The 26,657-nt window shown below is 71.5% G+C and carries 21 protein-coding genes and 4 pseudogenes; 10 read left to right on the top strand and 15 right to left on the bottom strand.

The features are described 5' to 3' along the window. The first annotated feature begins 59 nt into the window (after positions 1-59). The 5 genes and pseudogenes from ACFYP3_RS11490 (at position 60) to ACFYP3_RS11470 (ending at position 3,559) form a co-directional block, all read left to right on the top strand. Positions 60-590, top strand: a complete 531-nt coding sequence (locus ACFYP3_RS11490) for a GNAT family N-acetyltransferase (RefSeq protein ID WP_388830349.1) — start codon at positions 60-62, stop codon at positions 588-590. 116 nt (positions 591-706) lie between these two features. After that, complete coding sequence (locus tag ACFYP3_RS11485; RefSeq protein WP_388830346.1) at positions 707-1,705, top strand: NAD-dependent epimerase/dehydratase family protein; 999 nt, start codon at positions 707-709, stop codon at positions 1,703-1,705. A gap of 122 nt (positions 1,706-1,827) precedes the next feature. Further along, a pseudogene (locus ACFYP3_RS11480) lies at positions 1,828-2,013 on the top strand (VOC family protein); the annotation flags it as partial. A gap of 437 nt (positions 2,014-2,450) precedes the next feature. Beyond that, positions 2,451-2,834 (top strand): transposase, encoded by a 384-nt coding sequence (locus ACFYP3_RS11475; protein ID WP_388830343.1) that lies wholly within the window; start codon positions 2,451-2,453, stop codon positions 2,832-2,834. 287 nt (positions 2,835-3,121) lie between these two features. Continuing rightward, positions 3,122-3,559: a transposase gene (locus tag ACFYP3_RS11470; protein WP_388830769.1), complete on the top strand. Its 438-nt coding sequence runs from the start codon at positions 3,122-3,124 to the stop codon at positions 3,557-3,559. A gap of 273 nt (positions 3,560-3,832) precedes the next feature. On the opposite strand, the gene ACFYP3_RS11465 is transcribed toward ACFYP3_RS11470, so the two are convergent. Then, a complete protein-coding gene (locus tag ACFYP3_RS11465) occupies positions 3,833-5,164 on the bottom strand; it encodes a protein kinase (RefSeq protein WP_388830340.1) in 1,332 nt (443 codons plus the stop codon). 243 nt (positions 5,165-5,407) lie between these two features. Next, positions 5,408-5,686, bottom strand: a complete 279-nt coding sequence (locus ACFYP3_RS11460) for a GlsB/YeaQ/YmgE family stress response membrane protein (RefSeq protein ID WP_388830337.1) — start codon at positions 5,684-5,686, stop codon at positions 5,408-5,410. Positions 5,687-6,104: 418 nt separating this feature from the next. Here ACFYP3_RS11460 and ACFYP3_RS11455 point away from each other — a divergent pair. Further along, positions 6,105-6,336 (top strand): annotated as a pseudogene (locus tag ACFYP3_RS11455) (IS5/IS1182 family transposase); the annotation flags it as partial. 198 nt (positions 6,337-6,534) lie between these two features. Here the strand turns inward: ACFYP3_RS11455 and ACFYP3_RS11450 are convergent. The 3 genes and pseudogenes from ACFYP3_RS11450 to ACFYP3_RS11440 form a co-directional block, all read right to left on the bottom strand. Continuing rightward, positions 6,535-7,863, bottom strand: a complete 1,329-nt coding sequence (locus tag ACFYP3_RS11450) for a hypothetical protein (RefSeq protein ID WP_388830334.1) — start codon at positions 7,861-7,863, stop codon at positions 6,535-6,537. A gap of 11 nt (positions 7,864-7,874) precedes the next feature. Continuing rightward, the gene (locus ACFYP3_RS11445; protein ID WP_388830331.1) at positions 7,875-9,407 is read right to left on the bottom strand and encodes a hypothetical protein; all 1,533 of its coding nucleotides are present in this window, start codon (positions 9,405-9,407) and stop codon (positions 7,875-7,877) included. 392 nt (positions 9,408-9,799) lie between these two features. Next, a pseudogene (locus ACFYP3_RS11440) lies at positions 9,800-10,011 on the bottom strand (IS5/IS1182 family transposase); the annotation flags it as partial. A gap of 436 nt (positions 10,012-10,447) precedes the next feature. Here ACFYP3_RS11440 and ACFYP3_RS11435 point away from each other — a divergent pair. Further along, positions 10,448-10,846, top strand: coding sequence for a hypothetical protein (locus ACFYP3_RS11435; protein WP_388830328.1), 399 nt, complete (start codon positions 10,448-10,450; stop codon positions 10,844-10,846). Positions 10,847-11,243: 397 nt separating this feature from the next. Here ACFYP3_RS11435 and ACFYP3_RS11430 read toward each other — a convergent pair whose 3' ends face one another. Next, positions 11,244-11,903 (bottom strand): MerR family transcriptional regulator, encoded by a 660-nt coding sequence (locus tag ACFYP3_RS11430; RefSeq protein ID WP_388830325.1) that lies wholly within the window; start codon positions 11,901-11,903, stop codon positions 11,244-11,246. An 88-nt stretch (positions 11,904-11,991) separates the two neighbouring features. Between ACFYP3_RS11430 and ACFYP3_RS11425 the strand changes: the two are divergent. After that, a pseudogene (locus tag ACFYP3_RS11425) lies at positions 11,992-12,506 on the top strand (DUF4188 domain-containing protein). Between the two features lie 31 nt (positions 12,507-12,537). Here ACFYP3_RS11425 and ACFYP3_RS11420 read toward each other — a convergent pair. The 7 genes from ACFYP3_RS11420 to ACFYP3_RS11390 form a co-directional block, all read right to left on the bottom strand. Continuing rightward, positions 12,538-13,341: a class I SAM-dependent methyltransferase gene (locus tag ACFYP3_RS11420; protein WP_388830322.1), complete on the bottom strand. Its 804-nt coding sequence runs from the start codon at positions 13,339-13,341 to the stop codon at positions 12,538-12,540. A gap of 119 nt (positions 13,342-13,460) precedes the next feature. Beyond that, positions 13,461-14,330 (bottom strand): ATP-binding cassette domain-containing protein, encoded by an 870-nt coding sequence (locus ACFYP3_RS11415; protein ID WP_388830319.1) that lies wholly within the window; start codon positions 14,328-14,330, stop codon positions 13,461-13,463. Beyond that, the gene (locus ACFYP3_RS11410; protein WP_388830316.1) at positions 14,327-15,331 is read right to left on the bottom strand and encodes an ABC transporter ATP-binding protein; all 1,005 of its coding nucleotides are present in this window, start codon (positions 15,329-15,331) and stop codon (positions 14,327-14,329) included. The genes ACFYP3_RS11415 and ACFYP3_RS11410 overlap by 4 nt, the downstream gene beginning before the upstream one ends. Continuing rightward, positions 15,331-16,245, bottom strand: coding sequence for an ABC transporter permease (locus ACFYP3_RS11405; RefSeq protein ID WP_388830313.1), 915 nt, complete (start codon positions 16,243-16,245; stop codon positions 15,331-15,333). The genes ACFYP3_RS11410 and ACFYP3_RS11405 overlap by 1 nt, the downstream gene beginning before the upstream one ends. After that, the gene (locus ACFYP3_RS11400) at positions 16,242-17,210 is read right to left on the bottom strand and encodes an ABC transporter permease (protein WP_388830310.1); all 969 of its coding nucleotides are present in this window, start codon (positions 17,208-17,210) and stop codon (positions 16,242-16,244) included. The genes ACFYP3_RS11405 and ACFYP3_RS11400 overlap by 4 nt, the downstream gene beginning before the upstream one ends. Continuing rightward, the gene (locus tag ACFYP3_RS11395; RefSeq protein ID WP_388830307.1) at positions 17,207-18,877 is read right to left on the bottom strand and encodes an ABC transporter substrate-binding protein; all 1,671 of its coding nucleotides are present in this window, start codon (positions 18,875-18,877) and stop codon (positions 17,207-17,209) included. The genes ACFYP3_RS11400 and ACFYP3_RS11395 overlap by 4 nt, the downstream gene beginning before the upstream one ends. Before the next feature lie 110 nt (positions 18,878-18,987). Beyond that, the gene (locus ACFYP3_RS11390; protein WP_388830304.1) at positions 18,988-20,670 is read right to left on the bottom strand and encodes an amidohydrolase; all 1,683 of its coding nucleotides are present in this window, start codon (positions 20,668-20,670) and stop codon (positions 18,988-18,990) included. Between the two features lie 128 nt (positions 20,671-20,798). Between ACFYP3_RS11390 and ACFYP3_RS11385 the strand changes: the two genes are divergently transcribed. Beyond that, complete coding sequence (locus ACFYP3_RS11385; RefSeq protein WP_388830301.1) at positions 20,799-21,503, top strand: TetR/AcrR family transcriptional regulator; 705 nt, start codon at positions 20,799-20,801, stop codon at positions 21,501-21,503. Between the two features lie 141 nt (positions 21,504-21,644). Then, on the top strand, positions 21,645-23,279 hold the full coding sequence (locus tag ACFYP3_RS11380) for a hypothetical protein (RefSeq protein ID WP_388830298.1): 1,635 nt from the start codon (positions 21,645-21,647) through the stop codon (positions 23,277-23,279). 122 nt (positions 23,280-23,401) lie between these two features. Here the strand turns inward: ACFYP3_RS11380 and ACFYP3_RS11375 are convergent, their stop codons facing one another. Continuing rightward, positions 23,402-25,423: a prolyl oligopeptidase family protein gene (locus tag ACFYP3_RS11375; protein ID WP_388830295.1), complete on the bottom strand. Its 2,022-nt coding sequence runs from the start codon at positions 25,421-25,423 to the stop codon at positions 23,402-23,404. Beyond that, positions 25,413-26,474, bottom strand: coding sequence for an AI-2E family transporter (locus tag ACFYP3_RS11370; protein WP_388830292.1), 1,062 nt, complete (start codon positions 26,472-26,474; stop codon positions 25,413-25,415). The genes ACFYP3_RS11375 and ACFYP3_RS11370 overlap by 11 nt, the downstream gene beginning before the upstream one ends. Positions 26,475-26,657: the final 183 nt, after the last annotated feature.

The raw sequence follows: 26,657 nt of genomic DNA, 5'->3' as shown, positions 1-26,657 counted from the left end.
CGCGTCGCGGCGGCGATACCCGGGTGACCCCGGACGGCCCGGCCCCCGACAATGCGCCCATGCCCCTTCGCGCAGCACGCACGGACGAACTGACCGCCCTCCAGGACATCGAGAGGGCTGCCGGGATCTGCTTTCGGGACGTCGGCATGGCGGAGATCGCCGACGACGAGCCGCTGACGCTCGGCGAGCTCGGCCGCTACCAGCGGGCCGGACTGGCCTGGGTCGCGGTCGACGCTCCCGGCCCCGGCCCCGGTGCCGGACCCGGGGACCCGGTCGCGTACCTGATCGCCGATCGCGTCGACGGCAACCTCCACGTCGAGCAGGTGTCCGTACGTCCGGACCGTGCGCGCCGCGGCATCGGCCGGTCCCTGCTGGAGCACCTGGCCGGCCTCGCCGCGCACGAGGGGGTGCCCGCCCTGACGCTCACCACCTTCACCGAAGTGCCGTGGAACGCCCCCTACTACGCGCGCTGCGGCTTCCGGCTGCTGGACGACGGCGGGCTCACCCCCGGCCTCCGGGCGATCCGCGCCCGCGAGTCGGAGCACGGCCTGGACCGGTGGCCCCGCGCCTGCATGCGGCGCGACCTGTGACGGCCCCGCCCTCGCGCCGGCGTGACCTCGCCCCCCTGCCGAGGCCGCGAGTCCTCCTCCTTCGCCGAGCGCGAACCCGGGGGCCCCAGGTGCTCCCGCTGTGCTGAAGTGGGCGGATGGAACTCTTGATACTGGGTGGGACGGCGTGGCTGGGCCGTGAGATCGCAGGGCAAGCGCTGGGGCGCGGGCACGACGTGACGTGCCTGGCGCGCGGCGAGAGCGGGACCGTCGTGCCCGGAGCACGGCTGGTGGCGGCGGACCGGAAGCAGGACTCCGCCTATGCCCCCGTGCTCGACCGCGACTGGGACGCCGTGATCGAGGTGTCGTGGCAGCCGGCCTTCGTCCGGGGCGCGCTGCGCGCCCTGGCGGGGCGGGCCCGGCACTGGACCTACGTCTCCTCCGTCAGCGCCTACGCCGACCACGGCACCGTCGGCGCCGACGAGTCGGCCGCGCTGCTGGCCCCGGCCGAGGGCCAGTACGTCGAACGGGACGAGTACGGGGAGGCGAAGGTCGCCTGCGAAGCGGCTTCGCGCGCGGCCGTCGGGGACCGCCTCGTCGTTGCCCGGGCCGGCCTGATCGGCGGACCCGGCGACCACAGCGGGCGTACGGGGTACTGGGTGGCCCGCTCCGCCCGCGAGGTGGAGCAGCCCATGCTCGTACCGCACTCCCCCGGGCTGCCGACCCAGACGGTCGACGTGCGTGACCTCGCGGGCTGGCTGCTGGACCTCGCGGAGCGGGGATCCACCGGGACCTTCGACGCCGTCGGGCCCGTCGTCCCCTTCGACGAGTGGGTCGAGCTGTCGCGGCGCGTGGCCGGCCACGGCGGCCCGGTGGCGACGGCGGACCCGCGGTGGCTCCTCGACCAGGGGGTGGGGCAGTTCATGGGTCCCGAGTCGCTGGCCATGTGGATGACGGACCCGCAGTGGGCGGGCTTCTCCGCGCGCAGCGGGGCCGCCGCGCGCGCGGCCGGGCTGCGCCACCGCCCACGCGTGGAGATGCTGGAGGCCCTCCTGCGGTGGGAGCGCGCCGAGGGGCTGGACCGCTCCCGGCGGGCCGGCCTGAGCACGGCCCGCGAGCGCGAGCTGCTCACCGCGCTCTCCACGCGGGCCGGCTGAAAGGCCCGCCGCGACAAGCTCGACCAGGCACACCTCGCCGGCTGCCGCTGCGAACAGGAGGGTGGTGGAGGGGGAGGTGGGTACGTTCCGCACGATGCCGGTGAGGCACACAGCGGGGACCAGCGGATCCCGCGCGTCCTCAGCAAATGCACATCGACGTGATGGTCACGGACCTCGATACGGCTGAGGCCCAGGGGCTTGCCCTCGGCGCGACACTGCTGGATGGTTCGGGCAAGCCGATCGGATACCGCGTCTACGCGGACCCCGTCGGCCATCCCTTCTGCCTGATCACCTCCGAGGGAGCCTGACCCTGCCCTTTGGGGTGCGGCGTCGGAAATCATTCGAACTGGGTCGCTGACCTGGGGATTCCCCTAAGCCTGAGGCGGCCTTCGTCTGATCATGCGCTCCGACCGAGGTGCACCGATCGAACGAAGGCCGTGAGGGTGAGTCTGCTGACCGAAGCCGCTCCGGGGAAGGCGTTCGCGGAAGCGTCACGCTTGCGGGACGAGTTGTACGCGTGTCCGGCCGTGCGAGGCGACGTGCTGTTCGGGTCGGCGGAGGCGGTGCTGTGTGCGCCGGGTGCGGTGCACTCGGCAGTCGAGCTGACGCTCCTGCCAGAACATCGACGTGGGCACGGAGCGATGTACGCCGGCCTGAACCAGGGGCGGATCGTGCGGACCTGCTGCGGTCACTGCTGGCCGGCCTCCCGCTGTCCCGGTTCCCCGACGGGCGCCTGGGCGTCGCCGTGCTGGAGACGGGCGCCACGTCCTGGACGCCTATCCTGGATGCGGTCCGGCTCGGCCCGGCCGACGACGCCACTGCGGTGGCCGCAGCCCAACTCCGTGACGTCGTCGAACGACTCGTCGCGGCAGGCCAGTGGGCGCCGAGCGGGCCCGACATCGTCATCGTGACCGACGCCGGTTACGACGTCACCCGGCTGGCGTGGATCCTGCGGGTCCTGCCCGTCGAGCTGGTCGGGCGCGTCCGCGGTGACCGCGTATGCGGCTACCGAAGCCGCCACGGGTCCGGGGGTCAGCTCAACGCCAAGCAGAAGATTGTTCTCGGATGTGGAGGCATGGTCGCCCTCTTCCTTATCGTCACGAAGATCGCCGCACCGCAAGGCTGCTGAGCTGCGGCGTTGATGGTGGTCGGGCGGGCTCGCGGGCCGGACCTCTCCACGCCGACTGCGCCGACGAGAGGGAGGACAGGGGGCGGTCGGCTCCGGTTGGGAAAAATGCAGTGGTGGCGACTGGCGGGCGCAACGGTCGGTAAAAGCCTGGGTCGCGTTCTCGAAGAACGCCGCGCCCTGATCAAGGAACAGCTCGGCAAGGACGAGGGGCCTCTTCGAGATCGCGACCCGAAGGGAGGCCGGCCGCCGAAGCACGCGCCGGAGCTCCGCTTCGCCGAGCCCCAGACCTGGGCCTGACCACCAAAATCCATTTCGCCTGCGATGGCCGCGGCCTACCCCTGGCCGTACTGCCGACTCCCGGCCAACGGCACGACGGCATCTGCGCACGACCTCTGCTCGAACGCATCCGGGTGCCCCGCTCCGGCCTTGGCCGGCCCCGCTGCCGACCGGGCCACGTCATCGCCGACAAGGCCGACAGCTCGCGGGGATTTCGTGCCTACCCGCGCCGACGCGGCATCGGGCACACCGTCCCGGAGAAGTGCTCATCGACAGGTCGCCTGTCGAAGCGGTCGCCTCCGGCGGGGCGGTCGCGCTGCTCCTCACCGTGCAACATCGTGGCGTCGAACCGGGATCATTCAAGGCCGAAGGCTTCACCGCCACTCAGACGAGTGACAGGTTCCCCCTCCCCGACCAGGCCAAGACGCCTTTCCGGGCATTCGGAGTGACACAACCAGCGCAACACCGCCTGCTTGGCGTCCAGACCCCGGCGAGCGGGGCCATGTGGTCGATGTCCAGCGCACCGGCCGGCGTCACCTCCCGCTCGTCGTAGTACGACCACCAGACCCCGCCGGTCAAAGTGCAGCCCGGCCCGTCCTCCGGGTAAACGACCGCCTCGGTCAGGAGCACCTCTTGGCGGGCGGCCCCGCGCCCCGCAGCACGGGAACGGGTTCAACGACGGTCGGCTACCGGAGCGTGCCAGCGCTTCAGGCGTGGTTCGTTCACCGTCCCTTGTCCTTCTTTCCCTTGGCCTTCCCGGGGATCTTCGTTGGCTCAGGAGCCTTCGTCGGACGGTCTGTGACGGATGGAGCGGAGTATGAATCGGTCGGGCTGGTGGACGCCTCAAGTTCTCTTGTGATGGAAGGTGCCGCAACCGGCAGCTGCGGGGCTGACGCCGGGGCGCCAGGAGGCGACGCGGACAGCGTGCTGGGGGATCCTGCCGGGCCGGCCAACTCGGTGTTCTTCGACGTCAACGGTTGCTCGGGCGAGGGAGGGGTGTCGGGTGTGTTCTTCCCTGCTGTTATGCCCCCCAGCGCCAACGCGCAGCTGGCCGCGACACTCGCAGCCGCAAGGCTGAAGAGAGCCGCCTGTCGCCGGCTGATAGCCCTGCTCTGCGTTCGCGCGGGCGTTCGCATGGGGTACAGGGCAGGGGCAGGGGATGGCGGCGATGAGCGGTGTGTGGCGGTGCCGGTGAGCGCCGTGCTCGATGCGGTACGGGGCCGCGGCGCCTGTGCGATGTCTTGCAGGCGCTGGTGGACGGCTGCGGCGTCGGGGCGATCCGCAGGGGCCCGGTCGGTCATCCTCCTGAGGAGGCGAGCCAGGTCGTCCGGCAGCCCCTCGGGTATCCGGGGTTGGCGCAGGAGGTGGGCGGTGCCGATCTCCACGGGCGTGCCCTGGTATTCGCGGTGGCCGGTGAGTGCTTCGAGGAGGGTCATTCCCAGGGCGTAGATGTCGCTGGCTGTGCTCGCGCCTTGGCCGAGGAACTGTTCCGGGGCCATGTAGGCGAGGGTGCCGACAAGGGTGTCGGGGGCGCTGTGGGATTCGTCGTGGACGGTCCGGGAGAGCCCGAAGTCGGCCAGGTGCGGGGAGCCCTCCTCGCCCAGGAGGATGTTGGAGGGTTTCACGTCGCGGTGGATGACGCCGTGGGCGTGCACGTGGTCGAGGGCTGAGGAGATCTCGGCACCGATCCGCGTGACCTGGACGGCGCTGAGGGGGCCGGCGTCCATCCGGGTGCGCAAGGTGACGCCGCGGATCAACTCCGTCACCATGTACGCGCCTTGGCCGTGTCGGCCGGCGTCGTAGACGGTGACGAGAGCACGGTGGGACAGGCGGGCCAGTGTGCGGGCTTCGTCGCAGAAGCGGTCGGCAGTGACCGTGTCGGTGCCCGCGCGGAACACCTTGACGGCCACCTCACGGCCCAGCATCTGGTCGACGCCGCGGAAGACATCCGCCGTGCCGCCGGACCCTATGGGGCCCTGGAGCCGGTAGCGACCGCCCAGGAGGGCGTCGCGTTCAGGCGCTGCTTCATGCTCTGAGACGGACCGGGCCGGCATACGGGTCCTCCTCTACTCGCGGGCAGTGCCGCGCGCCTACCCCTTGGGCGTCGCCCTACGCGCCGTCTCCGGCAGCTCCGCACCGGCACATACGGCCCGCTGCCGGCCGTCAGGTCACCCCTGGTCTGCCTGAAGTGGGGCGCCACGGAGAGAGGCGCGGCCTGGGCCGCACTCGTAGCAGCGGAACGGCTCCGCCCTCAGCAGAGAGGGGGAGCCGTTTCCGTCCGGGTCTGACGAGGTCGTTCAGGCGTGGCTGTGACGTCGCTTGTTGCTGGTGACCAGTCGGTAGACGGCGAGGAGGATGACCGAGCCGATGATGGCGGCGATCCAGGTGGACAGGTCGAAGAACCCGTCGATGGAGTCGACGCCGAGGATGACCTTGCCGAGGAAGCCGCCGAGCAGGCCGCCCGCGATGCCGATGAGCATGGTGATGATGACGCCGCCCGGGTCCTTGCCCGGCATCAGCGCCTTAGCGATGAAGCCCGCGAGCAATCCGATCAAGATCCAGGCAATGATGCCCATGCGCTTCTCCTGCCTCGAGGAAATAAAGCCGGTGTTAACAACCGTCTTCACCACGCCCGGGTTTCCAAACGTTCGGATCTCTTGATCATTGCGAGAGGCTGCTCGCGTCTTGGACGCGAAGCCCCCCCGCCCCGTGCGCGAGCGGGCCGTCCCCGGAGTCTGGTCGACTGTCCACTGACGAGCGGATCGGTCGTGAACGCCGCCTACGCGCAACCACCGCGTCCGTGGTGCGCGGCCGCGCACCACGCCAGCCTCGGCGTCGGTCTGCTCCCAGTGCTTCCTCCCGCACCCAAGCCCGTCAGGGCCGGCCCCCGCCGTAAGGGCTGTTCGTAGCGACGGCTGAGAGGTGGCGCGGGTAGAACGCGCTGAGGTTCTTCCAGTGCCGGTCCAGCTCGGCGTCGGTTTCACGCAGCGCAGGGTCGAGGCCGCGCCGCCCGTGCGGGGGCAAACGTGGCCGACCCCGGCGCCGCCCGGACGTTGTGCCGGGCGACCGTGGCTACGACCCCGACAAGTACCGCCGCCTGATCCGGGACCTCGGTGTGAAGCCGCCGATCGCCCGCCGTGGCACCGAACACGACTCCGGACTGGGCACCCAGCGCTGGGGCGTGGAGCGCGCGTTCGCCCACCTGCACTGCGCGCTGATGGTCCGCGCCGTCGGCACCGTCACGAGGATGTGCCCGGCGACGGGGTGGTGCGCCGTCGGATGGATGCTGCCTCCGAACTCATCGGCTCTGCCCACGCTGCCCCACCAGGTTCCGCAGGACCGGGCCGGCGGCCGATGCCGCCGGCCCGGTCCCTGGGGCGGCCATGGGTACGGGCCGCCGCGGCCGGTGGTGAACGAACGCTCCCTACGGCACGACCGTGACCCTGTCGCAGCCGTAGAAGCTGAGCGGTCCGCTCGGGCCGGCGAACCGCCCGAGGACGCAGGCGCTCGTATCGGCCGGGGTCAGGGCCTGGCTCCGTGGCTGGAAGTGCAGGACGGCGTCCAGGTCGCGGTCACGGGTCACCTCGTCCAGTTCCAGAGAGTTCTCCGGATGGATCCGGCCGTGGGCCTCCGGCACCCCACCGCCCAGCAGGAGCACGCTCGGGGACCCGAAGTGCAGCGAGGCGGCGTTGATCGTGGTCGCGTCGAAGGCGAGAGGGTTTCCGTACTCGCCGGCTCGGGTGGTCAGCGCGGCCACCGGAAGGACGCCGCCGTTGAGGTTGACCGGATTGCGGGTGGTGCCCGGCTGGATGTTGATGGTCACCGGGACGGCGCAGTCCACGGTCAGCCGCGTGGTGCGCCGGTTGTTGGCCTCCTGGGGATCGATTACGGAGGCGCGCTCGGGCGCCACCGCTGTGGTGAAGTCCAGGGTCCGCGCCCCGGGCTGGGTACAGGTGACGGTGTACGTCTTCTCCAGCCGCCGGGGCGTGCCCACTGCCAGGGCGACCTCGGTCGTCTCGGGCTCGGCGGGGGTGACCGTCACGCCCGTTCCGGCGGTGACCGTACGGTCCACACGCGCGTCGGTCGGACCGTCCGGACCGGCGTTGGAGACGGTGCTGGCAACGGACACGGTGACGGGTTTGCCCAGGACGGCGAAGAGCGGGGCCCGCGGCTCCACGGAGTCGACCGACAGGTCGCTCTCCAGGCAGTCGGGATCAGCGGGGTGCGACACGCAGAAGTCACGGATGGCGGGTTTGACGTCGACGGTGATGACATCCCTGTTCAGCGCCGTGTCGGTGATCGTCATGGTGGAGAGGGCGGGCGAGAAGGGCACGATGAAGCTGCCCGACCCGCCGCTCTTGACGTCCATCCGCTCCCGGTCGCCGTGCGAGTAGACCCACAGGGGACTCCAGGCGTTCATACGGTCGATGGCCTGTCCGTCCACGTCCGTGAGACTCAGCTTCAGGATCGGCGGATCGCCGATGTGCGTGTGTGCGCGCTGGAGGCTGACCGACGTGCGGTCGACGGTGGCTTGGGTGCGACTGCTGAACGTGACCCGGGCGACGACCGCCTTCGCCGGGTCGTCGTCGTCGAGGACGGGCAGCGGGATGCTTGCCGGATCGGGGTCGTCGAGCCGGGAGGAGGAGTCGGCGGAGCCGTGCAGCGGGGCGATCAGCAGGGTGAGAACCATCATGGTGATCACCGAGAGCAGTGAGCGGTAGCGGTGACGGTGGAGGTGATGGCGACGGTGCATCGTGGGCCCCCTCAGCATTTCGCCGACGCGCAGTCGCCGAAGATCAGGACGTATCTCCTGATGTCGGCGGCGTTCGCCGGACCGGTGTTGTTGTACATCACGTCGTTGGGGGCGGGTTCGGAACTGAACCAGTCCGGGTCGGGCCACCAGTCGGTGGGCCGCTCCCACCTGCGGCAGGCGGTTGCCTCACGGCCCAGGGCGGGTGCGTCGGCGATGCAGCCGGCCATGTCCTCGTAGACGTTGGGCGCGACGTCCTGCTGGAAGTAGCCGCCGTCCGGGGGGTACTCGTCGGCGAGCCCGAAGGGCTGGTGTCCGGACTCGTGGGTGATCACCTGCAAGGCATCCGACCGCACCGCCGTGTCGACCACACCGGAGAAGATGCGGTCGCCCCGGAGAGCGCAGTCGCGTTGGTTCTTGCGGTGCAGGATGGCGCCGGCGTCAGCGAAGGCAAAGGTGTCGTCCCAGCCGGCGGGCAGGTCGTGGTCGCAGTCGCCGTCGTTGGCGTCGTCGGCCCGTCCCTGCGCACGCGCGATCCAGAAGTTGAACTTGTCCTGGTTGGCCAGGAAGTCGTTGAACCCGTAGTAGGAGGTCTCGACGACCCGGCGGACATCGTCCAGGAACCGCGGGTCGCGGGAGCTCGTGTACGTGTCGCGGTCCGCGACGAACACGATGTCGATCCTGCTGGCGCGGGGGCCGGTATAGGAGATCGGCCGTGGCTCCGCCGAGGTGCCGGGGTTGGTGTCCACGCGGCGCCAGCCGGTGAAGAGGCCCGTGGTCCCCTCGCGCAGGCGGCAGCCGTAGACGAGGTCCCCGCCCTCGGTGGGGGTGAACGTGACGGACGTACTGTTCACCCCGGAGACTTTGTGGTCGGCGAGCGGATACCTGACGGAGTCGGTCGACCTGTTCCGTGCGGCCACGATCTGCAGCTCATCGGCGACGATGGTGGGCATCATGGCGCCGTCGAGCGCGGTGGCCGTGACCGTTACGGGGGTGCCGATGGTGGGTGCGACGGGGTCGGACGTGCACCTGATGCGCAGGCCCGGGGCGCTGGCGGGGTCGTCCACGGCCACCGAGTACGTCACCTCGGCCGCGTCCTCCGCGGTGCCGGAGTCGATGTACCCGGACCCGCACGGGGTGCCGGTGGACGAGCCGCGGAACACCCGGCAAGGGGAGCCGGCCACCTGGAAGTTGATGCCCCTCCCGACCGCTTGCGACGCGTCGTACTGGTCGTCGCCGAGGCAGAAACCGCCGTCCTCGTCCCAGACCTCGATGGTCACGGGGAACTTCGCGACGCCGCTGCTCTGATCGAGGGTGGCGACATCGACTTCAGTGGAGAACTCCCAGCCGGGGCTGATGTCCCCCTGCCCCTCCAGCTCGTCCTGGCTCGGGGAGTCCTCGTTGTTGAAGGCCACGCCGTTGATGAAGACCTTGGCGTACCAGTCGATCGAGCCGCACGCTCCTTCCTCGGAGCTGCGCAGCACCTTGATGCGGTCGACCGTGACCGTCACCTTCACGTTGGGCGCGGCGCTGGCCGTCGGTGTCATGACGCCGAGCATCGCCGCGCAGGCGGCGAGGATCACGGCCAGACTCGAGCACCGCTGCCACGCCGCCGCTCCCCTTCGTGGCGGCTTCTGTGGCCTTGCCAGGCCGCCGACCGTGTCTTCCATCCGGTTCCCCTTTGCGTTCGCCGATATCAGGGGTAACGGAGCGTAACTTGATGTCCGGGGTGGGGTTGAACTGACACGCTCAGCATGGACCTTGTGGGGGTAAGAAGGATCGCATGATGAGCTTCCCGGCGTGTATGTTTGCAATCTTTTCGGGCGGCGGCGTGCCTGTTCAGCGTGTTCCTCGCGGCCGGTGACGACGATGCGGCCGTTGCCGTCCCCGTCGGCCCTGCCGGAGCTCTCGGCCCATCTGCAACCGGCTCCGCAGCCGCTCCGGCTGGAGCCCGTACGGGGGCGGCGGCACTTGTCGTGGTGGTGACAGCATGGCAGTTGCCACCGGTCAGGGTGGCGGCCAGCGGGATCCCGGTGGCGTCGGTGATCAGGTGATGCTTGCTGCCCGATCCGCCCCGGTCGACGGGGCTTCGTCCTGTCTTGGATCCCTCTTCAACGCGCGGATGTGGGAGCCGTCGGCTGCCGCCACGTCCCGGTGGTGGGCGACCGCGACGGACCGCCCGTCAGGTCCGTTCGGCCAGGACGCGGTCGTAGATGACTCAACCCACCCGGCCGGGTGAAGCAGCCGATCTGGGGCTGTTCACCTATGTCCTGCGGTCGCCACAACCTGCGCGTGATCAACAACCTGATGCTGCGCGGCCTGTCCGTGCTCACTCCGGATCCTCGATGAACAGCGGAATCCAGCCATGACGTGAATTGCCTCACTGGGGTGCGATTTGTATCCCTCTTGTCCGTTTCGAAGGTCGAACTGCCTGGTCAGGAGGCCACGTTGCAGCTCTCTGTATCGAGATCATCGATACGCGCAGAAAGACCGAGGACGTATGGCTACTCGCTTCTCCGCGGCAAGACGCCGTGGAAGAGGGCCCTGGGGGACCACCCACTGGATAGCGGGCGGAGCGGCACTCATCGTGTCCGCGACCCTGCTCCAGAGCTCGCACCCGGCCGACGCCGCTGCGGCTCCGGCCGCCGCGGCCAAGTCCGGCGCCGTGACCGAAGAACTCAACCTCGCGCGCGCCCGGGCGGCCGCGCGGACGGCGGGCCACCGCGTCGAGGCGGTCTCGGAACGCTCCGAGACCTCCACCACGTGGGTGAACCCGAACGGCACGCTCACGACCGAAGTGGCCGCCGGGCCGATCCGCTTCTACGACCAGCAGGCACACGCCTGGCGCGCCGTCGACGTGACCCTGGGCCACGCCCCGGACGGGTCCGTGGTGTCCAAGGCCCACCCGCAGGGCCTGAAGCTGGCCGCCGGCAGCCTCCCGCGGATGGCCAAGGCCGCGCCGCAGGCCGCACCCTCGGTCAACTAGACCAGCACCGACCTCGTCACGCTGGGCGAGGGCGAGCAGCAGATCACCCTCAAGTGGAAGGGTGCCCTGCCGTCCCCGAAGCTGGACGGGGCGCGCGCCGAGTACACCAACGCCGTCCCCGGCGGTGACGTCGTCATCGAGGCAACGCGCGGCGGCTTCGAGCAGTTCGTCGAGCTGAAGCAGCGCCCGGCCGGCGAGAACTACGCCTACACCCTTCCCCTGGTGGCCAAGGGCCTGAAGGTGGAGCAGCAGGCCGACGGCAGCGTGCAGTTCACCGACCGCAAGAGCAAGAAGACCGCGGTCATGCCCGCGCCGGTGATTCTCCGGTGAGCACACCCGCAAGGTCTGCCTCCGCTCATGATCGCCCGGACAGGGTTCAGGCCCGGTGCGCCGCGGTTCACGACAGTCCGTAGCGGCGGGCCGACTCCTCCTCCTGGGCGAGGCGGTGCAGTGCCCGGAGCACCGGCTGGAAGAGGATGGTGGCCGCGACGGCGGTCTCCGCCTTCTCCGTCTCGGAGGGATGGGTCTCCACGAAGTCCAGGTCGCGCACGGCCGCCTGGTGCATCAGCCGGCCGTACGGGGCCATCAGCTCGGCGTCCCACGGGTAGCCGAGCCGGTTGAGCGTGGCCACCGCCACCACCAGCGAGCGGTGGACGGGCGAGAGTTCGCCCAGCTCCCGGGCGGTCGTCCAGCCCAGCATGTCGAGCAGCCGGTCCACCTCGGCGCGGGCGGCGACCACGGCCTCGTCCGCGTCGTCCTGCGCGCCCGCGTCCGGTCCGTCTTCCTGCGGCAGTGCCCAGAGGGCCGCGCCGAGCCGGATCGTGCGGCCCAGCGAATCGTCGTCCACGTGCCGCAGGACCTCCCTGACCGTCGCCACCGGGACCTTGCCGACCTGGATCATCGCGCGGACCAGCCGCAACCGCCGCAGGTGGTCCTCGTCGTAGTCGGAGGTCGTCGCGCTGACGCGGCGGCCCGGCGGCAACAGCCCTTCGCGCAGGTAGTACTTGATCGTCGCGATGGCCACACCGCTCCGCTCACTCAACTCCGCGAGCCGCACTCTTGAACCTTCCCTTGGGCAGTGTCACTATCCAACCATCTGACGGTTGGACAGCAACGCTATCCAATAAGGCGATCGGGAGGCCGACGTGTTCGCGAAACCCTTACCGGGCCGTACCACCGCAGCCGCCGAGGGGGACGTCGTCGTCCTGCTCATCGGGATGCGCATCAACCGCTTCCGGGCCGTTCACCACTGGCTGCCCGTGCTGCTGGCGATGCCCCGCATGCTACGCGAACTGGCCCGGGACAAGAGCCGGGGCCTGCTCGGGCACGTCCTGCTGACCGCTTCGCCGCGCACGTACTACGTGGTCCAGTACTGGGAGTCCAAGGAGAAGCTCTACGCGTACGCCCGGCCCCGGACATGCTCCACCACAAGGCGTGGTCGCTCATCAACCGCAAGGAACACGAGTCCAAGCTGCACGGGCACGTGGGCCTGTGGCACGAGTCCTACATCGTGCCGGAGGGGTCGTACGAGGCGATCTACTTCGACATGCCGCCCTTCGGACTGGCCGCGGCCACCGGGGCGCTGCCCCTCGAACGCCGCGGCCGGCGCGCGGCCGACCGGTTCGCCCACCGCTCGTCCGCTGCCGAGACCTCCCCGTGAGCCCGGCCCTGCCCGTGGGCCGGCCCCGGCTTCACGGCCGGCGCCTCGTCGCGATGACGGCCCGGAAGCGGACGGTCCGGCTGTGGACGCCGCCGGGGTCGTGGTCCAGCAGGGCCTGCCGCAGCTCGGACTCGAAGGCGGCCCTGCGGTCGCCGAACACGGCCGGGCAGGAGGAGGGGCAGGAGAACCGCAGACCGACCACCTCGTCCGTGGTGTGACGCAGGGGCCGGTCCCACGAGACGGTCTCGACGCGGGAGAACGGCGACTTGGCGAGATGGTCCTCGGCGTCCTCCGGCTCGCCGGACCGGTGCACGTCGTCCCACTCGTCCACCCCGCCGAAGCCGGGTCCGAGGAACCGCGCGCACACCTCCTCGACGACCGCCGCCCAGGGCGGGCGCGGCACACCGGGCCCGGGCACGGAGTCGACGAGGACGATGCCGCCCCGGGGCGCGAGCACGGCGTCCAGATCGGCCGGCACCCGGTCCCGGTCCATCAGGTGGAAGGCCCTGCCGATGACGCACAGGTCGATCCGGGGCAGGCAGAGCCGCCCGATGCCGGCGGCGTCACCCACCAGCCAGGAAGTGTTCGCGAGGCCCCGCTCCTCGGCGAGCCGCGATCCCTCGGCGAGCATCGCCGGATCCGGGTCGACGGCGTAGACCTGATCGGCCAGCGGAGCCAGGGCCAGGGTGATCGGGCCGGGCCCGGCGCCGAGGTCCAGTACGGTCTGCGACCCGTCGAGCGCGAACCGGTCCGCGAGCAGCTCGTAGAACTCCGCCGGGTACGGAGGCCGGTAGCGGGCGTAGTACGGAGCTGCGGACGCGTACGGGGTGCTCATGGGGTCCTCCCGGGCCGGGGTCGATCCGCCGATGGTGGGGCACAACCCGGCGTCCGGCGGCGACCGGCACCGGAAATCCCCCGTACGGATTCCGCGGCCGCCCCTACCGAACGGTTCGGTTACCTCGCCGCGGCCGGCGGGTGGCCTCCGTTCGTGAACGGGTCGAGCCGGCGCCGACGCCGGCTGATCGAGTCGGGGTCCCAGCCCGGCCGGGGCACGGAGGCCAGCAGCAGCTTGGTGTAGGGGTTCCGGGGCGAGGTCAGGAGCTCGGGGACGGGGCGGTGTTCCATGGTCCGACCCCGGTACATGACGAGGGCCTCGTCGCAGACGTATCGGACGACGGCCAGGTCGTGGCTGACGAAGACCAGCCCGATGCCGGTGTCGCGCCGGATGTCCGACAGCAGGTTGAGCACCTGTGCCTGCACGGAGACGTCCAGGGCCGACACGGCCTCGTCGAGCACCAGGACGGCGGGTTCCACCGCCAGCGCGCGGGCGATCGCCGCGCGTTGGCGTTGCCCGCCCGAGAGGCGGCGGGGCAGGGCGGCCGCCTCGCGGTCGCCGAGGCCGACCTGGGCCAGCAGTTCTCGGACCCGGGCCGCCCGGGCCGCGCGGTCACGGGTTCCGTGCAGGCGGAGCACGTCGTCGATCGTCGCGCCGATGCCGATCCGGGCGTCCAGCGAGAGGTAGGGGTCCTGGAAGACGATCTGTACGGCCTTGGCCCGGGCCAGCCGCGCCGGTCTGCCCCGTACGGAGGCGGCCGGCTGCTCGCCCCGGACCAGGATGCGGCCCGCGTCGGGGCGTTCGAGGCCGACGAGCATCCGGGCCGTGGTGGTCTTCCCGGAACCGGACTCCCCGACGATGCCGAGGGCCCCGCCCGCCCGGAGGGTGAACGACAGGTCGTCGACCGCGACGACCTCGGCGCCGCCGGTCCGGTAGGTCTTGCGCAGGCCGCTCACCTGGAGGAGGGGGGCGGTGGGGTCGGTGGTCAACTGTCCTCCGTGCGGGATGCGGGGGAAGGAGCCGGCAGGGCCGCGGCCAGTTCGGCCGTGCGGTGGCAGGCGACCTCGGCCGCGCCGTGCCGGTGCGGCAGGGGCGCGGACTGGTCGCAGCGGCCGGGCTCGGCGAAGCGGCACCGGGGGGCGAAGGCGCAGCCGGGAGCGGATTCCAGCAGGCCCATCGGGGCGCCCGGGATGGGAGTGAGCCGGCCGAGCGGGCCGTCGAGCGGGGGTGAGGAACCGAGCAGGCCGGCGGTGTACGGGTGGCGGGGCGAGGTGAAGAGGTCCCCGACGGGCGCGGTCTCCACGATGCGGCCCGCGTACATCACGTAGATCCGGTCGCTGACCGCGGCCGCGAGCTCGATGTCGTGGGTGATCAGGAGGAGGCCGAGGCCGCGTTCGCGCTGGAGGCGTCCCAGGATGGCGAGGATCTCGGCCTGGGTGCTGACGTCGAGGGCGGTGGTCGGCTCGTCGCAGAGAAGCAGTCGCGGTTGGGCGGTGAGGGCGGCGGCGATCACGACGCGCTGGAGCATTCCGCCGGAGAGCTCGTGCGGGTACTGGTTCAGGTGCCGGGCGGGGTCGGGCAGGCCCACCGCGTCGAGCAGTTCGGCGGCCCGGGCGTCGGCCCGGGCCTTGGACCAGCCGTGGACCAGGCGCAGCGGCTCCGTGAGGAAGTCCCCGACGCGGCGTACCGGGTTGATGGCGGCCCGCGGGTCCTGGTAGATCATCGCCGCCTTGTCGGTCCGTACGGCGCGCAGGGCCGCGGCGTCGGCGCCGACCAGGTCGGTCCCGTCGACCCGCACCCGGCCGCCGACTTCGGCGCCCGCCGGGAACAGGCCGAGGGCGGCGCGGGCGGTGACGGACTTCCCCGAGCCGGATTCGCCGACCAGGGCGACGACCTCCCCGGCGTCGACCCGCAGGTCGACGCCGTCCAGGAGGGGGCGGGCCATGGCGGGCAGCGTGACGCTGAGGCCCTCGTACGCGAGCAGTGTCATCAGGAGTCCCTCCCCGCGAGCCGGTCGCCGAGGTTCTCCCCGACGACGTTGAAGGCGACGACCACCAGGACGACCGCCACCGCCGGCACGATCGCGGACAGCGGCTGTCCCTGGAGCACGGCCGCCTGCCCCTGGTTGATCATGGCGCCCCAGTCGGGGGTCGGCGGCTGTACGCCGAGCCCCAGGAACGAGAGGGCGGCGAGGTCGAGCAGGGCGTAGCCGAAGTTCACCGTCGCCTGGGCGAGCAGGGTCGGGGCGATGTGGGGCAGCATCCTGCGGACCGTCACGAACAGGGCGGAGTGGCCCTGCACTTGATAGGCGGCGATGTAGGGGCGGGCCTTCTCCTGGACGGCGAGTCCGCGGACGAGGCGGGCGGTGTACGGCATGTAGGCGATCGCCATGGCGAGGACCGGCGCGGTCATCCCCTTGCCGAAGAGGGCCACCGCGAGGATCGCCAGCAGCAGCGCGGGGAAGGCGAAGACGACGTCGAGCACCCGGCCGGTCACGGTGTCGATCCAGCCGCCGCGCCAGGCGGTGGACAGGCCGACCGCCGTGCCGAGGAGGGTGGAGGAGAGCACCACGGCGAGGGGTCCGGCGAGGCTGGTGCGGGTACCGGCGATCAGCGCCGAGAAGGTGTCGTGGCCGCCTTGGTCGGTGCCCAGCCAGTGGTCGGCGCCCGGGCCCAGGAGGGTGTCGCCGAGACGGCCGAAGGTCGGGTCCTGGGGTGCGAGCCAGGGTGCGAGCAGCGCCACCAGGACGAAGACGACGAGGAGCAGCAGGCAGCTGTGCTGGAGCCGGCTGCCGCCGAGGGTGCGGAGCCGGGTCAGCGCGCGCCGGCCCTCGGCCGCCGGTGCGGCCGTCGCGGCCCGGGCGGTCCGTCCGGCCGGTCCGGGGTTGGCGGTGGGTACGGTCATCGCGCGCTCCCCGCCGCCGCCGTGCGCGGGTCGATCAGCGGGTGCACCAGGTCGACGAGGGCGTTGACCACGACGAACGCGGCGACGACCAGCAGGACGATCGCCTGGACGACCGGGAAGTCCAGCTGGTCCACCGACTGCACCAGCAGGGAGCCCACTCCGGACATCCCGAAGGCGGTCTCCACGATCGCGGTGCTGACCAGCATCCCCGAGACCAGCAGCCCGGAGACGGTCACGATCGGTCCCAGGGCGTTGCGCAGGACGTGCCGCCGGATGACGGTCCGGCGGGGTGTCCCCCGGCTGAGGGCCACTTCGACGTGGTCGCGGCGCAGTTCGTCGAGCATCGCCGAGCGGGTCACGCGGGTCACCAGCGCCACGAAGGTCACGGACAGGGCCGCGGCCGGGAGCACCACGTGGTGCAGCCGGTCGAGGACCCCGGCGCCGTTCCCGATCGTGGGGAACCAGCCCAGTTGCACGCCCAGTACGGACCTGAGCAGGAGCGCGGCGACGAAGGCGGGCGCCGCGGCGCCCACGGTCACCAGGAGCATCAGGGTGCGGTCGGTCCGCGTGCCCCGGCGCAGCGCGCCCACCACGCCGGATCCGATGCCCACGACCGCGATCATCAGGGCCGCCACGCCGATCAGCAGCAGGGACGCGGGCAGCCGCGACCAGATGACCGAGGAGACGTCCTGGTGGAAGAGGTGGGAGCGGCCGAAGTCGCCGTGCAGGACGCCCTCCAGCCAGTTCCAGTACCGGACCGGGAACGGCTCGTCGAAGCCGTACTGGCGGCGGATCTCGGCGAGTTCCTGCGGGCTGGGGCTGCGCCCCTTGATGAGGAAGGAGGCCGGGTCGCCGGGCGCCAGGAACAGCGAGGAGAAGACGAGGAAGGAGGTGACGAGCAGGGTCGCCGCCATGCCGGCCAGCTTGCGCAGCACGCGTCCGGCCCGTGCCACCGCGGCGGTCATCCCTTCGCCCCGATCTCGGCCGCCCACGGGTAGTAGAGGTAGGCGATGGACGGCTGGACGCCGGTGATCCGCTTGCCGAGGAACACGCTCACGGGCTGGGTGTAGAGGGGCAGCCAGGGCAGTTCGCGCATCGCGATCCGCTGGGCCTCGGCGTTGGCGGCCATGTGCTCGACGGGGTCGTGGCTCGCGATCGCCTTGTCGACGGCCTTGTCGAAGGCGGGGTCGGACCAGTTGCCGTAGTTGCCGAAAGCGCCGGTCTGCAGGGAGCCGTACATGTCCAGCGGGTCGGTGATGGAGGTGTACCAGAAGGTGAGGAAGAGGTCGATGCCCTCGCGCGCGGCCGGGTCGGTGAAGAGCGTCGTGTACTTCTCGGCGGAGACGGAGTCGATCTGCGGCTTCAGTCCGATGGCCGTGGCGGCCTGGGCGACGGCCTGCGTGATGATGGTCGTCTGGGAGTCCAGCGGGCTGGTCGCGATCACGACCTGCTGGCCGTTCACTCCCGCCTCGGCCGCGAGTTTCTTGGCCCGGGTCGGGTCGTACGGGTACTCGGGCAGCTCCTTGAGGATCGCGTCGCGGGACGCGGCGGGCCCCTCGTTCCACAGGTTCTCCGTGATGAGCGAGTCGGCGACCTCGCCGACCCCGCCGGCGCCGGCCTTGACGATGCCCTCGCGGTCGATGGCCATCAGCAGGGCCCGGCGCACCCGGGCGTCGCCGAGCGGTCCCTTGAGGTTGCCGACCACCTCGTCGGCGACGGTGGTGTTGCGGCCGAAGTAGAGGGTTCCGGCCCGGGTGTCGCGCAGTTGGGAGTAGGCGTTCGGCGGGACCATCCAGCCGCCGTCGACCTCGCCGCTCTGGAAGGCGTTGACGCGGGTGGTCGCGTCGGCCAGGAAGACGAACTTCACCTGTCCGGACTTGGCCTTGAGGGCGGGGTTCCAGTAGTCGTCGAACCGCTTGAGCGTGAGCGACTGGCCCGAGGTCCAGGAGTCGAAGGAGAACGGGCCGGTGCAGTTCACCCCGGTCTGCGGATTGCCGTAGTTCTTGCCGGACCTGGCGAGGGTGGCGGCGGACTCCACCGTGCCCGGGCCGGCGGCGAGGTACTTGTTGAAGGTGGAGTCGGGCTGCGCCAGGGTGACGGTGACCTCCATCGGCCCGGTGCGGTCGACCGACTTCACGTTGCGGAAGGGGGAGGCCCAGACGCTGGCCGTCTCCGGGTCGAGGTTGCGGCGCAGCGAGGCCACGACGTCGTCGGCGGTGAGCGTGGTCCCGTCGTGGAAGCGCACGCCGGGGCGGATCTGGTAGACCCAGGTGGTGGGTGTGGGGTTGATGTACGAGGAGGCCAGGTTCGGCGAGGTCGTCAGATCGGGGTTCCAGCGGAGCAGGCCTTCGCAGACGTTGGCGAGGATCTGGTTGGGCGGGTAGTCGAAGGAGTAGGCGTAGTCGATGGTGGTCGGCTCGGCGAAGATCGACCAGGTGAAGGAGTCGACGGAGCGGGCGGCGGCCGGCGTCGCGTCGGTGAGCTCGAAGGCGGTGGCGCCGTCGTTCTGTCCGCCCGTGGCGCCGCTGCACGCGGTGGTGACGAGCAACGCGCCCGCCGCGAGGGCGCTCGCCAGGGCGTGGCGGATCCGGCTGCTTCGGTGGTGCGGCGATCCCGATGTGGCTGATGACATCGTCTGGCTCCCTGAGGGGTGAGCGTGGTGGGGTGCGTGCTGCTCGGCCGGTGGCGGCCCGGTCGGTGACTGCCCGGTCCGCCGGCAGTCCGTGAGGGGTGTGTCGGTGCTCAGTCCGTGGCGGCGAAGACGAGTTCGCCGTCGAGGTAGGTCCGGAGCACCCGGGTGTCGGCGATCTCCGCGTCGGGGTGGGCGAAGGGATCGCGGTCGAGGACGACGAGGTCCGCGTATTTGCCCACCTCGACGGTTCCGGTGACCTCGTCGAGGTGGTTCACCCAGGCGCTGCCCGCGGTGTAGGCGGTCAGGGCCTGGGCGAGGGTCAGCGCCTGCTCGGGGAAGAAGGGCGGCAGGGGTTCGAAGGTCCCGGACGGGTGGGGGGCCTCGTCGGGTACCGCGCGGTTGACGGCGACGTGGATGCCCCACAGCGGGTTGGGGCTGCTCACCGACCAGTCGCTGCCGGCGACGAGGCGGGTCCCGGCCCGCTGCAGGTCGCCGAAGGGGTACTGGAGCGCGGTGCGTTCGGGCCCGAGGAAGGGGATCGTCAGCTCGTCCATCTGCGGTTCGTGCGCGGCCCACAGGGCCTGGATGTTCGCGGCCGCTCCGAGGTCCGCGAAGCGCCCGATGTCGTCGGGGTGGACGAGCTGCAGGTGGGCGAGGTGGTGGCGGTGGTCGTTGGCGCCGTTGGCCGCCCGGGCCACGGCGAGTGCGTCGAGCACCTCGCGTACGGCTCGGTCTCCCAGCGCGTGGAAGTGGAGCTGGAAGCCCGAGTGGTCGAGCCGGGTCACCGCCTCGGTGAGCAGTTCCGGGTCGATGAAGCTGAGGCCGGAGTTCGCGGTGGCGCAGCCGCAGCCGTCGAGGTAGGGCTCCAGCAGGCCGGCCGTGAAGTTCTCGGCGATGCCGTCCTGCATGATCTTGATGCTGGTGGCGTGGAAGCGGCCCACCTGTCCGGTGCGGCGGCGCTCCTCCAGTTCGGGTATCTGTTCCAGGCCGCGTTCGCGGTCCCACCACAGGGCGCCGACGACGCGTGCGCGCAGGGAGCCCTCGCGCGCCGCCCGCAGGTAGACGCCGTAGTTGTCGGGGTTGCCGGGGAAGGCGCCGATCATGGCGTCCTGCCAGCCGGTCACGCCGAGGGAGAAGAGGTGCTCCTGTGCGGCGAGCAGGCCGGCGTGCGCCTCGTCCGGCGTCGCGATGGGCACGTGGCGGGCCACCAGGTCCACGGCGCCCTCCTGGAGGGTGCCGGCCGGGGTGCCGTCGGTCTCCCGCTCGATCCGGCCGTCCACGGGGTCGGGGGTGGCGCGGTCCACGCCGGAGAGTGCGAGCGCGCGGGTGTTGACCCAGGCTCCGTGGCCGTCCCGGTTGGTGAGCAGGACGGGCCGGTCCGGGACCACCGCGTCTAGCATGGCGCGGGTCGGCGTGCCGCCGGGGAAGACGTCCATGGACCAGCCGCCGCCGCGGATCCAGGTCGCCCCGGGGTGTTCCTCGGCGTACGCGGCGACGACGGCCAGGTAGCCGTCGATGGAGCGTTCGTCGCTCAGGTCGCAGCCGAGCATCTGGACCCCGGCCACGGCGGGGTGGACGTGGGCGTCCTGGAACCCCGGCAGGAGCAGTCCGCCCGCGAGGTCGACCACCTCGGTGTCCGCGTCCGCGAGGGAGCGGACGGTGGCCTCGTCGGCGACGGCGAGGATCCGTCCGCCCCCGACGGCGACCGCGGCGTGGATCGGGGCCGGCCCGGTCGCGGTGAAGACCTTCCCGCCCACGAATACGGTGTCGGCCCGCTGCCTGTTGTTGGACATCGACGCATCCTCCGGCTCGGCGGGCAGACCCGCACGGCTTGTTCGTTGAGGAGGAGTGAACGGGAGCGCAACAGTGTTGTCAACGGTGTTGCGCCGCCTCCGTTCCACATCGTTACACTGGCCCCACCATGCCGAAGTCATCCGACGCACCCGCCCGGTCCAAGCGCGCGGGCAGCCAGCTCACACCCGACGCGATCATCGAAGCGAGCCTGCGCATCGCGGCTCGCGGCAGCGCCGACGCGTTCACCGTCCGGCGCCTCGGCGAGGAGCTCGGCGCCGACCCCACCGCGATCTACCGGCACTTCCGCGACAAGGACGAGCTGCTGCTGTCCGTCGCCGACCGCACGCTCGGCGAGGTGCTCGACAGCATCCCCGACGGGCTCGACTGGAAGGACCGGCTGCGGGCGCTCGCCGACGGCTCGCTGGAGGTGGCGCTGAAGTACCCGGTGGTCGGATCGACCATGGCCAGCCGGACCACCCGGCGGCCCAACGAGTTCCGGGTGGTCGAGCTCATCCTGGGCGCCGTCATGGAAGCCGGGCTCGACGGCGCGGAGGCGGCCGTCCACTACCGGATGGTCGGCGACTCGCTCCTCGCGTACGTCGGCCAGCGCGCCGCCTACCTGCTGTTCGACCCGGACGTCAGGGCGGCCGACGAGTCCTCCTGGAGCCGGGAGTACCGCCTGGTCGACGCGGAGGGGTTCCCGAACATCACCCGACTGAGCACGCAACTCGCCGAGGTGACGGACGAGCAGATCTTCCTGGCCCGGGTGGAGGCGCTGATCACCGCGATCGAGAAGCGGGTGGAGGGCCTCCGCACGGACTCCGCGGATTGAAATGTCATGGCATGGACACAACGCGAGGGCCTGATCAGAAAGGGCTCGCGGGAAGCAGCACACCTATGTACTCTGAGCGAGCTTCAAACCTGATCACGTTCAAAAACTAAATTGGGGGGGCCGGTGCGTAATCGCCGACTCATGCTTTCCACCGCCGCAATCGTCGCGGCCGGTGTCGGACTCGTCCCGGGTGTCGCCCACGCGACGGGCCAGGACGGCGCCAAGGGGACAGACCACCGGGGGGTGTCCGTTCCCGACCTCGATCTGAGCAAGATCGCGGCCAAGGCGTACAAGGAAGGGACCGTCTCCAGCCCCGCTGCCAAGACGGTCCACCCGGCCGCCAAGGGCGGCACGCAGGCCGCGGGCGCCGCCGCCGAGCCGACGGTCTCCCTGGAGGCCGACACCGTCAGCGCGCACGGCGTGGAGCTGAGGCTCGCCGTCACCAGCGACCCGGGCACCGCGCTCGGCGTGCTCATCGAGTGGGGCGACGGCAGCCAGATACAGGTGGGCGCCAACGGCCCCACCAACCTGACAGAGAACCACGTGTACGCCAAGGCCGGCGTCTACACCGTGAAGGTCTCCCTGGTCGACGGCAGCGGGGTCCGCGGCACCAACCAGATCGTCCTGCCGACCGCGGGCAACGAGTTCACCCCGCACGCTCCGACCCGTCTGCTGGACACCCGCGCGGGCATCGGCGCGGCCGCGAAGAAGGTGCCCGCCTTCGGGACCGCCCGCATCAAGGTCGGCGGCGCCGCGCAGATCCCGGCCGGTGTGACCGCCGTGGCCCTGAACGTCACCGTCACCAACCCCTCTAAGGACGGACACGTCCGCGTGTACGCCGAGGGCGGCGAGGTGCCCACCACGTCGAACGTCAACTACACCCCGGGGCAGACCGTCCCGAACATGGTGATCGCCTCGGTCGGCCAGAACGGCTACGTGGACATCTACAACCACGGCGCCGGCGAGCTCGACCTCATCGCCGACGTCACCGGCTACTTCTCCAAGTCCGCCGCCAGCGGCTACACCTCGCTCAACCCGAGCCGTATCGTCGACACCCGCGAGGGCCTCGGCACGGGCACGGGCAAGGTCCCGGGCTACGGCAGCTTCAGCACCCAGGTGCACGGCCGCGGGGGCGTCCCGGCGAGCGCCAAGGCCGTCGCGCTCAACGTGACCGTCCACGAGCCGAACATGGAAGGCCACCTGACCGTCTACCCCGGCGGCGCGGCCCCGACCTCGTCGAACCTGAACTTCGGCCAGGGCCAGACCATCGCCAACTCGGTCATCGTCCCGATCGGCCCCGACGGCAGGATCAGCATCCGCAACGGTGCCGGCGCCGGGACCCACGTGATCGTCGACGTCGTGGGCTACTACAGCCCCGAGAGCGAGAGCGCGCTGATCCGCACCGCCCCGAGCCGCTGGTTCGACACCCGCGAGTGGGGCAACCCGCTCGACGGCCGCTCCTACATCTACGGCCGGGTCGCGGGCGGGGACACGAACGTCACCGCGCTCGTCACCAACGCCACCGTCACCAACCCCGAGGGCACCGGCTTCCTGACGGTCTCCCCGGACCCCAACTCGTGGGCCGCCTACGAGGGTGGCTGGGAGACCTGGCCGACGCCGCCGAACTCCTCCAACCTCAACTGGACCTACCGCAAGACCGTCCCGAACCTGGTCCAGGCGAGCTCCGGCGTCAACAACGTGATCGACTTCTGGAACATGGGCTACCAGTCCACGGACCTGCTCGTCGACACCTTCGGCTTCTACGCCAAGAACTGACGCCCGGCCCACCGGCAGGACCTGCCGGCTGAACCGCAGGCACGGCGCCCCGGGGAGCGGACCCCAGTGGTCCCGCTCCCCGGGGCGCCGTACGTCGTGTCCGGCCCGCCCCCGGCCCCGTATCAGTGCGACGGGGTCAACCGCTCCCACAGGAACGTGTGGACGAGGGCCTCGTTGAAGGCGGTCTGCCGGTGGTCGGTGGCGCCCGCGTGTCCCCCGCCGAGGTGCTCGTGGAAGAGGACCGGATGCCCGAACTCGCGCAGCCGGGCCGCCATCTTGCGGGCGTGGCCCGGGTGGACGCGGTCGTCGCGGGTGGAGGTGAGCAGGAGCAGCGGCGGGTACGCCGGCCCGTCCGCCCGGACCTGGTGGTACGGGGAGATCCGCTCCAGGTGGGGCCGGTCGGCCGGACTGTCGGGGTCCCCGTACTCGGCGATCCAGCTGGCTCCCGCGAGCAGCTTGTGGAAGCGGAGCATGTCCAGCAACGGCACGTGGGCGACGACCGCGCCGAACAGTTCCGGGTCCCGGGTGAGCATCGCGCCCATGAGCAGTCCCCCGTTGCTGCCGCCCTCGATGCCGAGCTGGGCCGGGGTGGTGATGTCCCGGGCGGTGAGGTCCCGGGCGACGGCGGCGAAGTCCTCGTACGCCCGGACCCGGTTCGCGCCGAGGGCGGCCCGGTGCCAGTCCGGCCCGTACTCGTGCCCGCCCCGGATGCCCGCGACGACGTAGGTCCCGCCCCGCGCGAGCCAGGCCCGTCCGGTGAGCGCGCTGTACTGCGGAACCATGGAGATCTCGAAGCCGCCGTACCCGTAGAGCAGGGTGGGGCCCGGGCCGGGGCGGTCCTCGGGACCCACGACGAAGTACGGGACCCGCGTGCCGTCCGCGGAGGTCGCGAAGTACTGGCGCACGCCGAGTCCGGCGGTGTCGAACAGCGCCGGGCTCTGCTTGACGCTCTCACCGTCGCCGCCGGCGATGCCCCGGTAGAGGGTGGACGGCTGGAGGAAGCCTGAGACCTGGTGGAAGTACTCGTCGCTCACGTCCGGGTCGGTGGAGGTGACCGAGGCGGTGGACAGCGGCGGTACGCCCGGCAGCGGGGCCCGCAGCCAGCCGCCGGGCGCCGGGGTGAGGAGCTCCATCCGCGAGGAGACGTCGGCGCGGGTGCTGAGGATGAGGTGGTTACGGGTCCAGCTGTATCCGGCGAGCGCGGTGCGCTCGTCCGGGGTGAACAGCACCTCGGCGTCCCGCTCCCCCGCCTGGAAGGCGTCGAAGTCGAAGGCGAGCAGGCTTCCCGCGGGGTGGCCGAGCCACGGCCCCTTGGTGGTGACGGTCAGCCACTCCCGGTGGACGGAGGCGCCCGCGTCGTCCGGTACGTCGATCTTCACCGGCGGGCCGGCGGGATCCTCCGGGAGGAGGAAGAGCTCCTTGTTCCAGAAGTCGATCTGGCGGTGGACGAAGTCACGTGCGAAGCCGGGGGTGTCGTCGTGCCATCCGGTGGCGGACAGGTCCGAGGGCCGGCCCTCGTAGACCGGCTCCGCCTCTTCCAGGGGGGTACCGCGGTGCCAGCGGCGCACCTGGAGGGGATAGCCGGACGCGGACATCGAGCCGGGGCCGAAGTCGGTCCCGATCCAGATCCGGTCGTGGTCGATCCACCCGATCCGGGTCTTGGCCTCCTCGACCGTGAACCCGTCCTCGACGAACGTCAGGGTCTCCAGGTCGAACTCGCGCACGACGCACGCGTCGGCGCCGTCCCGCGACAGCATGACGAGGGCGTGCCGGTGTTCGGGGGCCAGGACGCTGCTGCCCGCCCAGGCCCACTTCTCGTCCTCGGCCTCGGCCAGCGCGTCCAGGTCCAGGAGCACCTCCCAGGCCGGCCGCTCCGTGCGGTACTCCTCAAGGGTGGTCCGCCGCCACAGCCCGCGTACGTGGTCGGCGTCCTGCCAGAAGTTGTAGAGGTGGCGGCCCCTGCGGACGACGTACGGGATCCGGTCGTCGTCGTCCAGCACCTCCCGCATCTGCTGTTCGAGCACCTTGAACCCGGGGGCGCCGGTCAGCGCCTCCACGGTCTCGGCGTTGCGCTCCCGGACCCAGTCGAGGGCGGCCTCGCCGGATACGTCTTCCAACCAGAGGTAGGGGTCTTCATGGCTCATCAGGCGATTGTGCAGGAAGCCGGGACGCGCGCAGGGCCGAGTGCACCGACCAGACCACCGAGACCAGCGGGACCGCGACCACCGCGCCGACCACTCCGGCGGCGATGGCCCCCGCGACCACCGAGATCGCCACCACGAGGGGGTGCAGCCGCACCGCCCGGCTCATCACGAGCGGATGCAGCAGATGGCCCTCGATCTGGCCGATGACCACGATCAGCGCCACCACGATCGCCGCGACGAGCGGCCCCCGCGCGGCCAGCGCGACCACCGCGGCGACCGCCAGCGCGACCGGCGAGCCGATGAGGGGGATGAAGGCCGCGAAGAACTCCAGCACCGCCAGCGGAACGGCCAGCGGCACCCCGAGGAAGTACAGGGCCACCCCGACCAGGACGGCGTTCGTCGCCGCGACCAGCAGGATGCCGTGGGTGTAGCCGGTGAAGGTGCGCCAGGCCGCCCGCCCACCGATCGCCACCCGTGCGCGCGCCGGCTCGGGCAGCTGCGCGCAGAACCACGACCACTGCCGGTCCCCGCCGTGCAGGAAGAAGACCGAGCAGAAGACGGCGAGGGCGAGGACGGTCAGGACGTGCACCAGCCGGCCGGCTCCGCTGAGCGCCTGGCTGAGCACCGTGGAGCGGTGGCTGGAGAGGTACGCGCCGATCCGGGACTGTACGTCGGAGAGCGCGCGCGGGTTCAGCCGGAAGGGCGGCCGCTCCAGCCACGCCTCGATGCTGGCGAGTCCCTGACGGAACTCCCGGGCCAAGGTCGTGCTCTCCCCCGCCACGGCCTCGCCGACGAGCGTCAGCACGCCCAGGACCAGCAGCGCGCTGCCGACGAGGGTCACGGCGACGGCGAGCGTGCGGGGGATCCGGCGGGCGAGGCGGCCGGTGGGCGTCCACAGCAGGGCAGCGACGACGAGGCCGAGGAAGAGGGCCACGGCGATCTCGTGGAAGCGGCCCAGCACGGCGAAGACCGCGTAAACGGCGGCGCCGACGACCAGCAGGCGCCAGGCGTACGACGCTGCCGTACGCAGGAAGGGTGACACCGGCGGCATGGTCCATGGATGCCACAGCGGGCCCGCGTTGCCACGGGCGGGGCCCTCGATTCGCCCGTCCGGGGCGGGTCCGCGGATGCTCCGGCGGGCGTGTCCAGTGCCCGGCGTCCGGCGTCCGGCGTCCGGCGTCCGGCGTCCGGCGTCCGGCGTCCGGGCGGGGAAAACCCTTTGCGCGAGCGCGGG

It is taken from the genome of Streptomyces sp. NPDC005533 (assembly GCF_042871845.1).
Lineage (GTDB): Bacteria > Actinomycetota > Actinomycetes > Streptomycetales > Streptomycetaceae > Streptomyces.
The sequence above is the reverse complement of the archived record's forward strand: the minus strand, read 5'-3'. Positions and strand labels throughout refer to the sequence as shown.

Excerpts from the sequence above, each read along its gene's own strand:
- ACFYP3_RS11370 (WP_388830292.1), bottom strand. The coding sequence starts at position 26,474 with ATGCCGCCGGTGTCACCCTTCCTGCGTACGGCAGCGTCGTACGCCTGG.
- ACFYP3_RS11460 (WP_388830337.1), bottom strand. The coding sequence starts at position 5,686 with ATGGGCATCATTGCCTGGATCTTGATCGGATTGCTCGCGGGCTTCATC.
- ACFYP3_RS11375 (WP_388830295.1), bottom strand. The coding sequence starts at position 25,423 with ATGAGCCATGAAGACCCCTACCTCTGGTTGGAAGACGTATCCGGCGAG.
- ACFYP3_RS11490 (WP_388830349.1), top strand. The coding sequence starts at position 60 with ATGCCCCTTCGCGCAGCACGCACGGACGAACTGACCGCCCTCCAGGAC.
- ACFYP3_RS11450 (WP_388830334.1), bottom strand. The coding sequence starts at position 7,863 with ATGCACCGTCGCCATCACCTCCACCGTCACCGCTACCGCTCACTGCTC.
- ACFYP3_RS11445 (WP_388830331.1), bottom strand. The coding sequence starts at position 9,407 with ATGACACCGACGGCCAGCGCCGCGCCCAACGTGAAGGTGACGGTCACG.
- ACFYP3_RS11485 (WP_388830346.1), top strand. The coding sequence starts at position 707 with ATGGAACTCTTGATACTGGGTGGGACGGCGTGGCTGGGCCGTGAGATC.
- ACFYP3_RS11400 (WP_388830310.1), bottom strand. The coding sequence starts at position 17,210 with ATGACCGCCGCGGTGGCACGGGCCGGACGCGTGCTGCGCAAGCTGGCC.
- ACFYP3_RS11395 (WP_388830307.1), bottom strand. The coding sequence starts at position 18,877 with ATGTCATCAGCCACATCGGGATCGCCGCACCACCGAAGCAGCCGGATC.
- ACFYP3_RS11465 (WP_388830340.1), bottom strand. The coding sequence starts at position 5,164 with ATGCCGGCCCGGTCCGTCTCAGAGCATGAAGCAGCGCCTGAACGCGAC.
- ACFYP3_RS11385 (WP_388830301.1), top strand. The coding sequence starts at position 20,799 with ATGCCGAAGTCATCCGACGCACCCGCCCGGTCCAAGCGCGCGGGCAGC.
- ACFYP3_RS11390 (WP_388830304.1), bottom strand. The coding sequence starts at position 20,670 with ATGTCCAACAACAGGCAGCGGGCCGACACCGTATTCGTGGGCGGGAAG.
- ACFYP3_RS11410 (WP_388830316.1), bottom strand. The coding sequence starts at position 15,331 with ATGACACTGCTCGCGTACGAGGGCCTCAGCGTCACGCTGCCCGCCATG.
- ACFYP3_RS11380 (WP_388830298.1), top strand. The coding sequence starts at position 21,645 with ATGCTTTCCACCGCCGCAATCGTCGCGGCCGGTGTCGGACTCGTCCCG.
- ACFYP3_RS11405 (WP_388830313.1), bottom strand. The coding sequence starts at position 16,245 with ATGACCGTACCCACCGCCAACCCCGGACCGGCCGGACGGACCGCCCGG.
- ACFYP3_RS11420 (WP_388830322.1), bottom strand. The coding sequence starts at position 13,341 with ATGAGCACCCCGTACGCGTCCGCAGCTCCGTACTACGCCCGCTACCGG.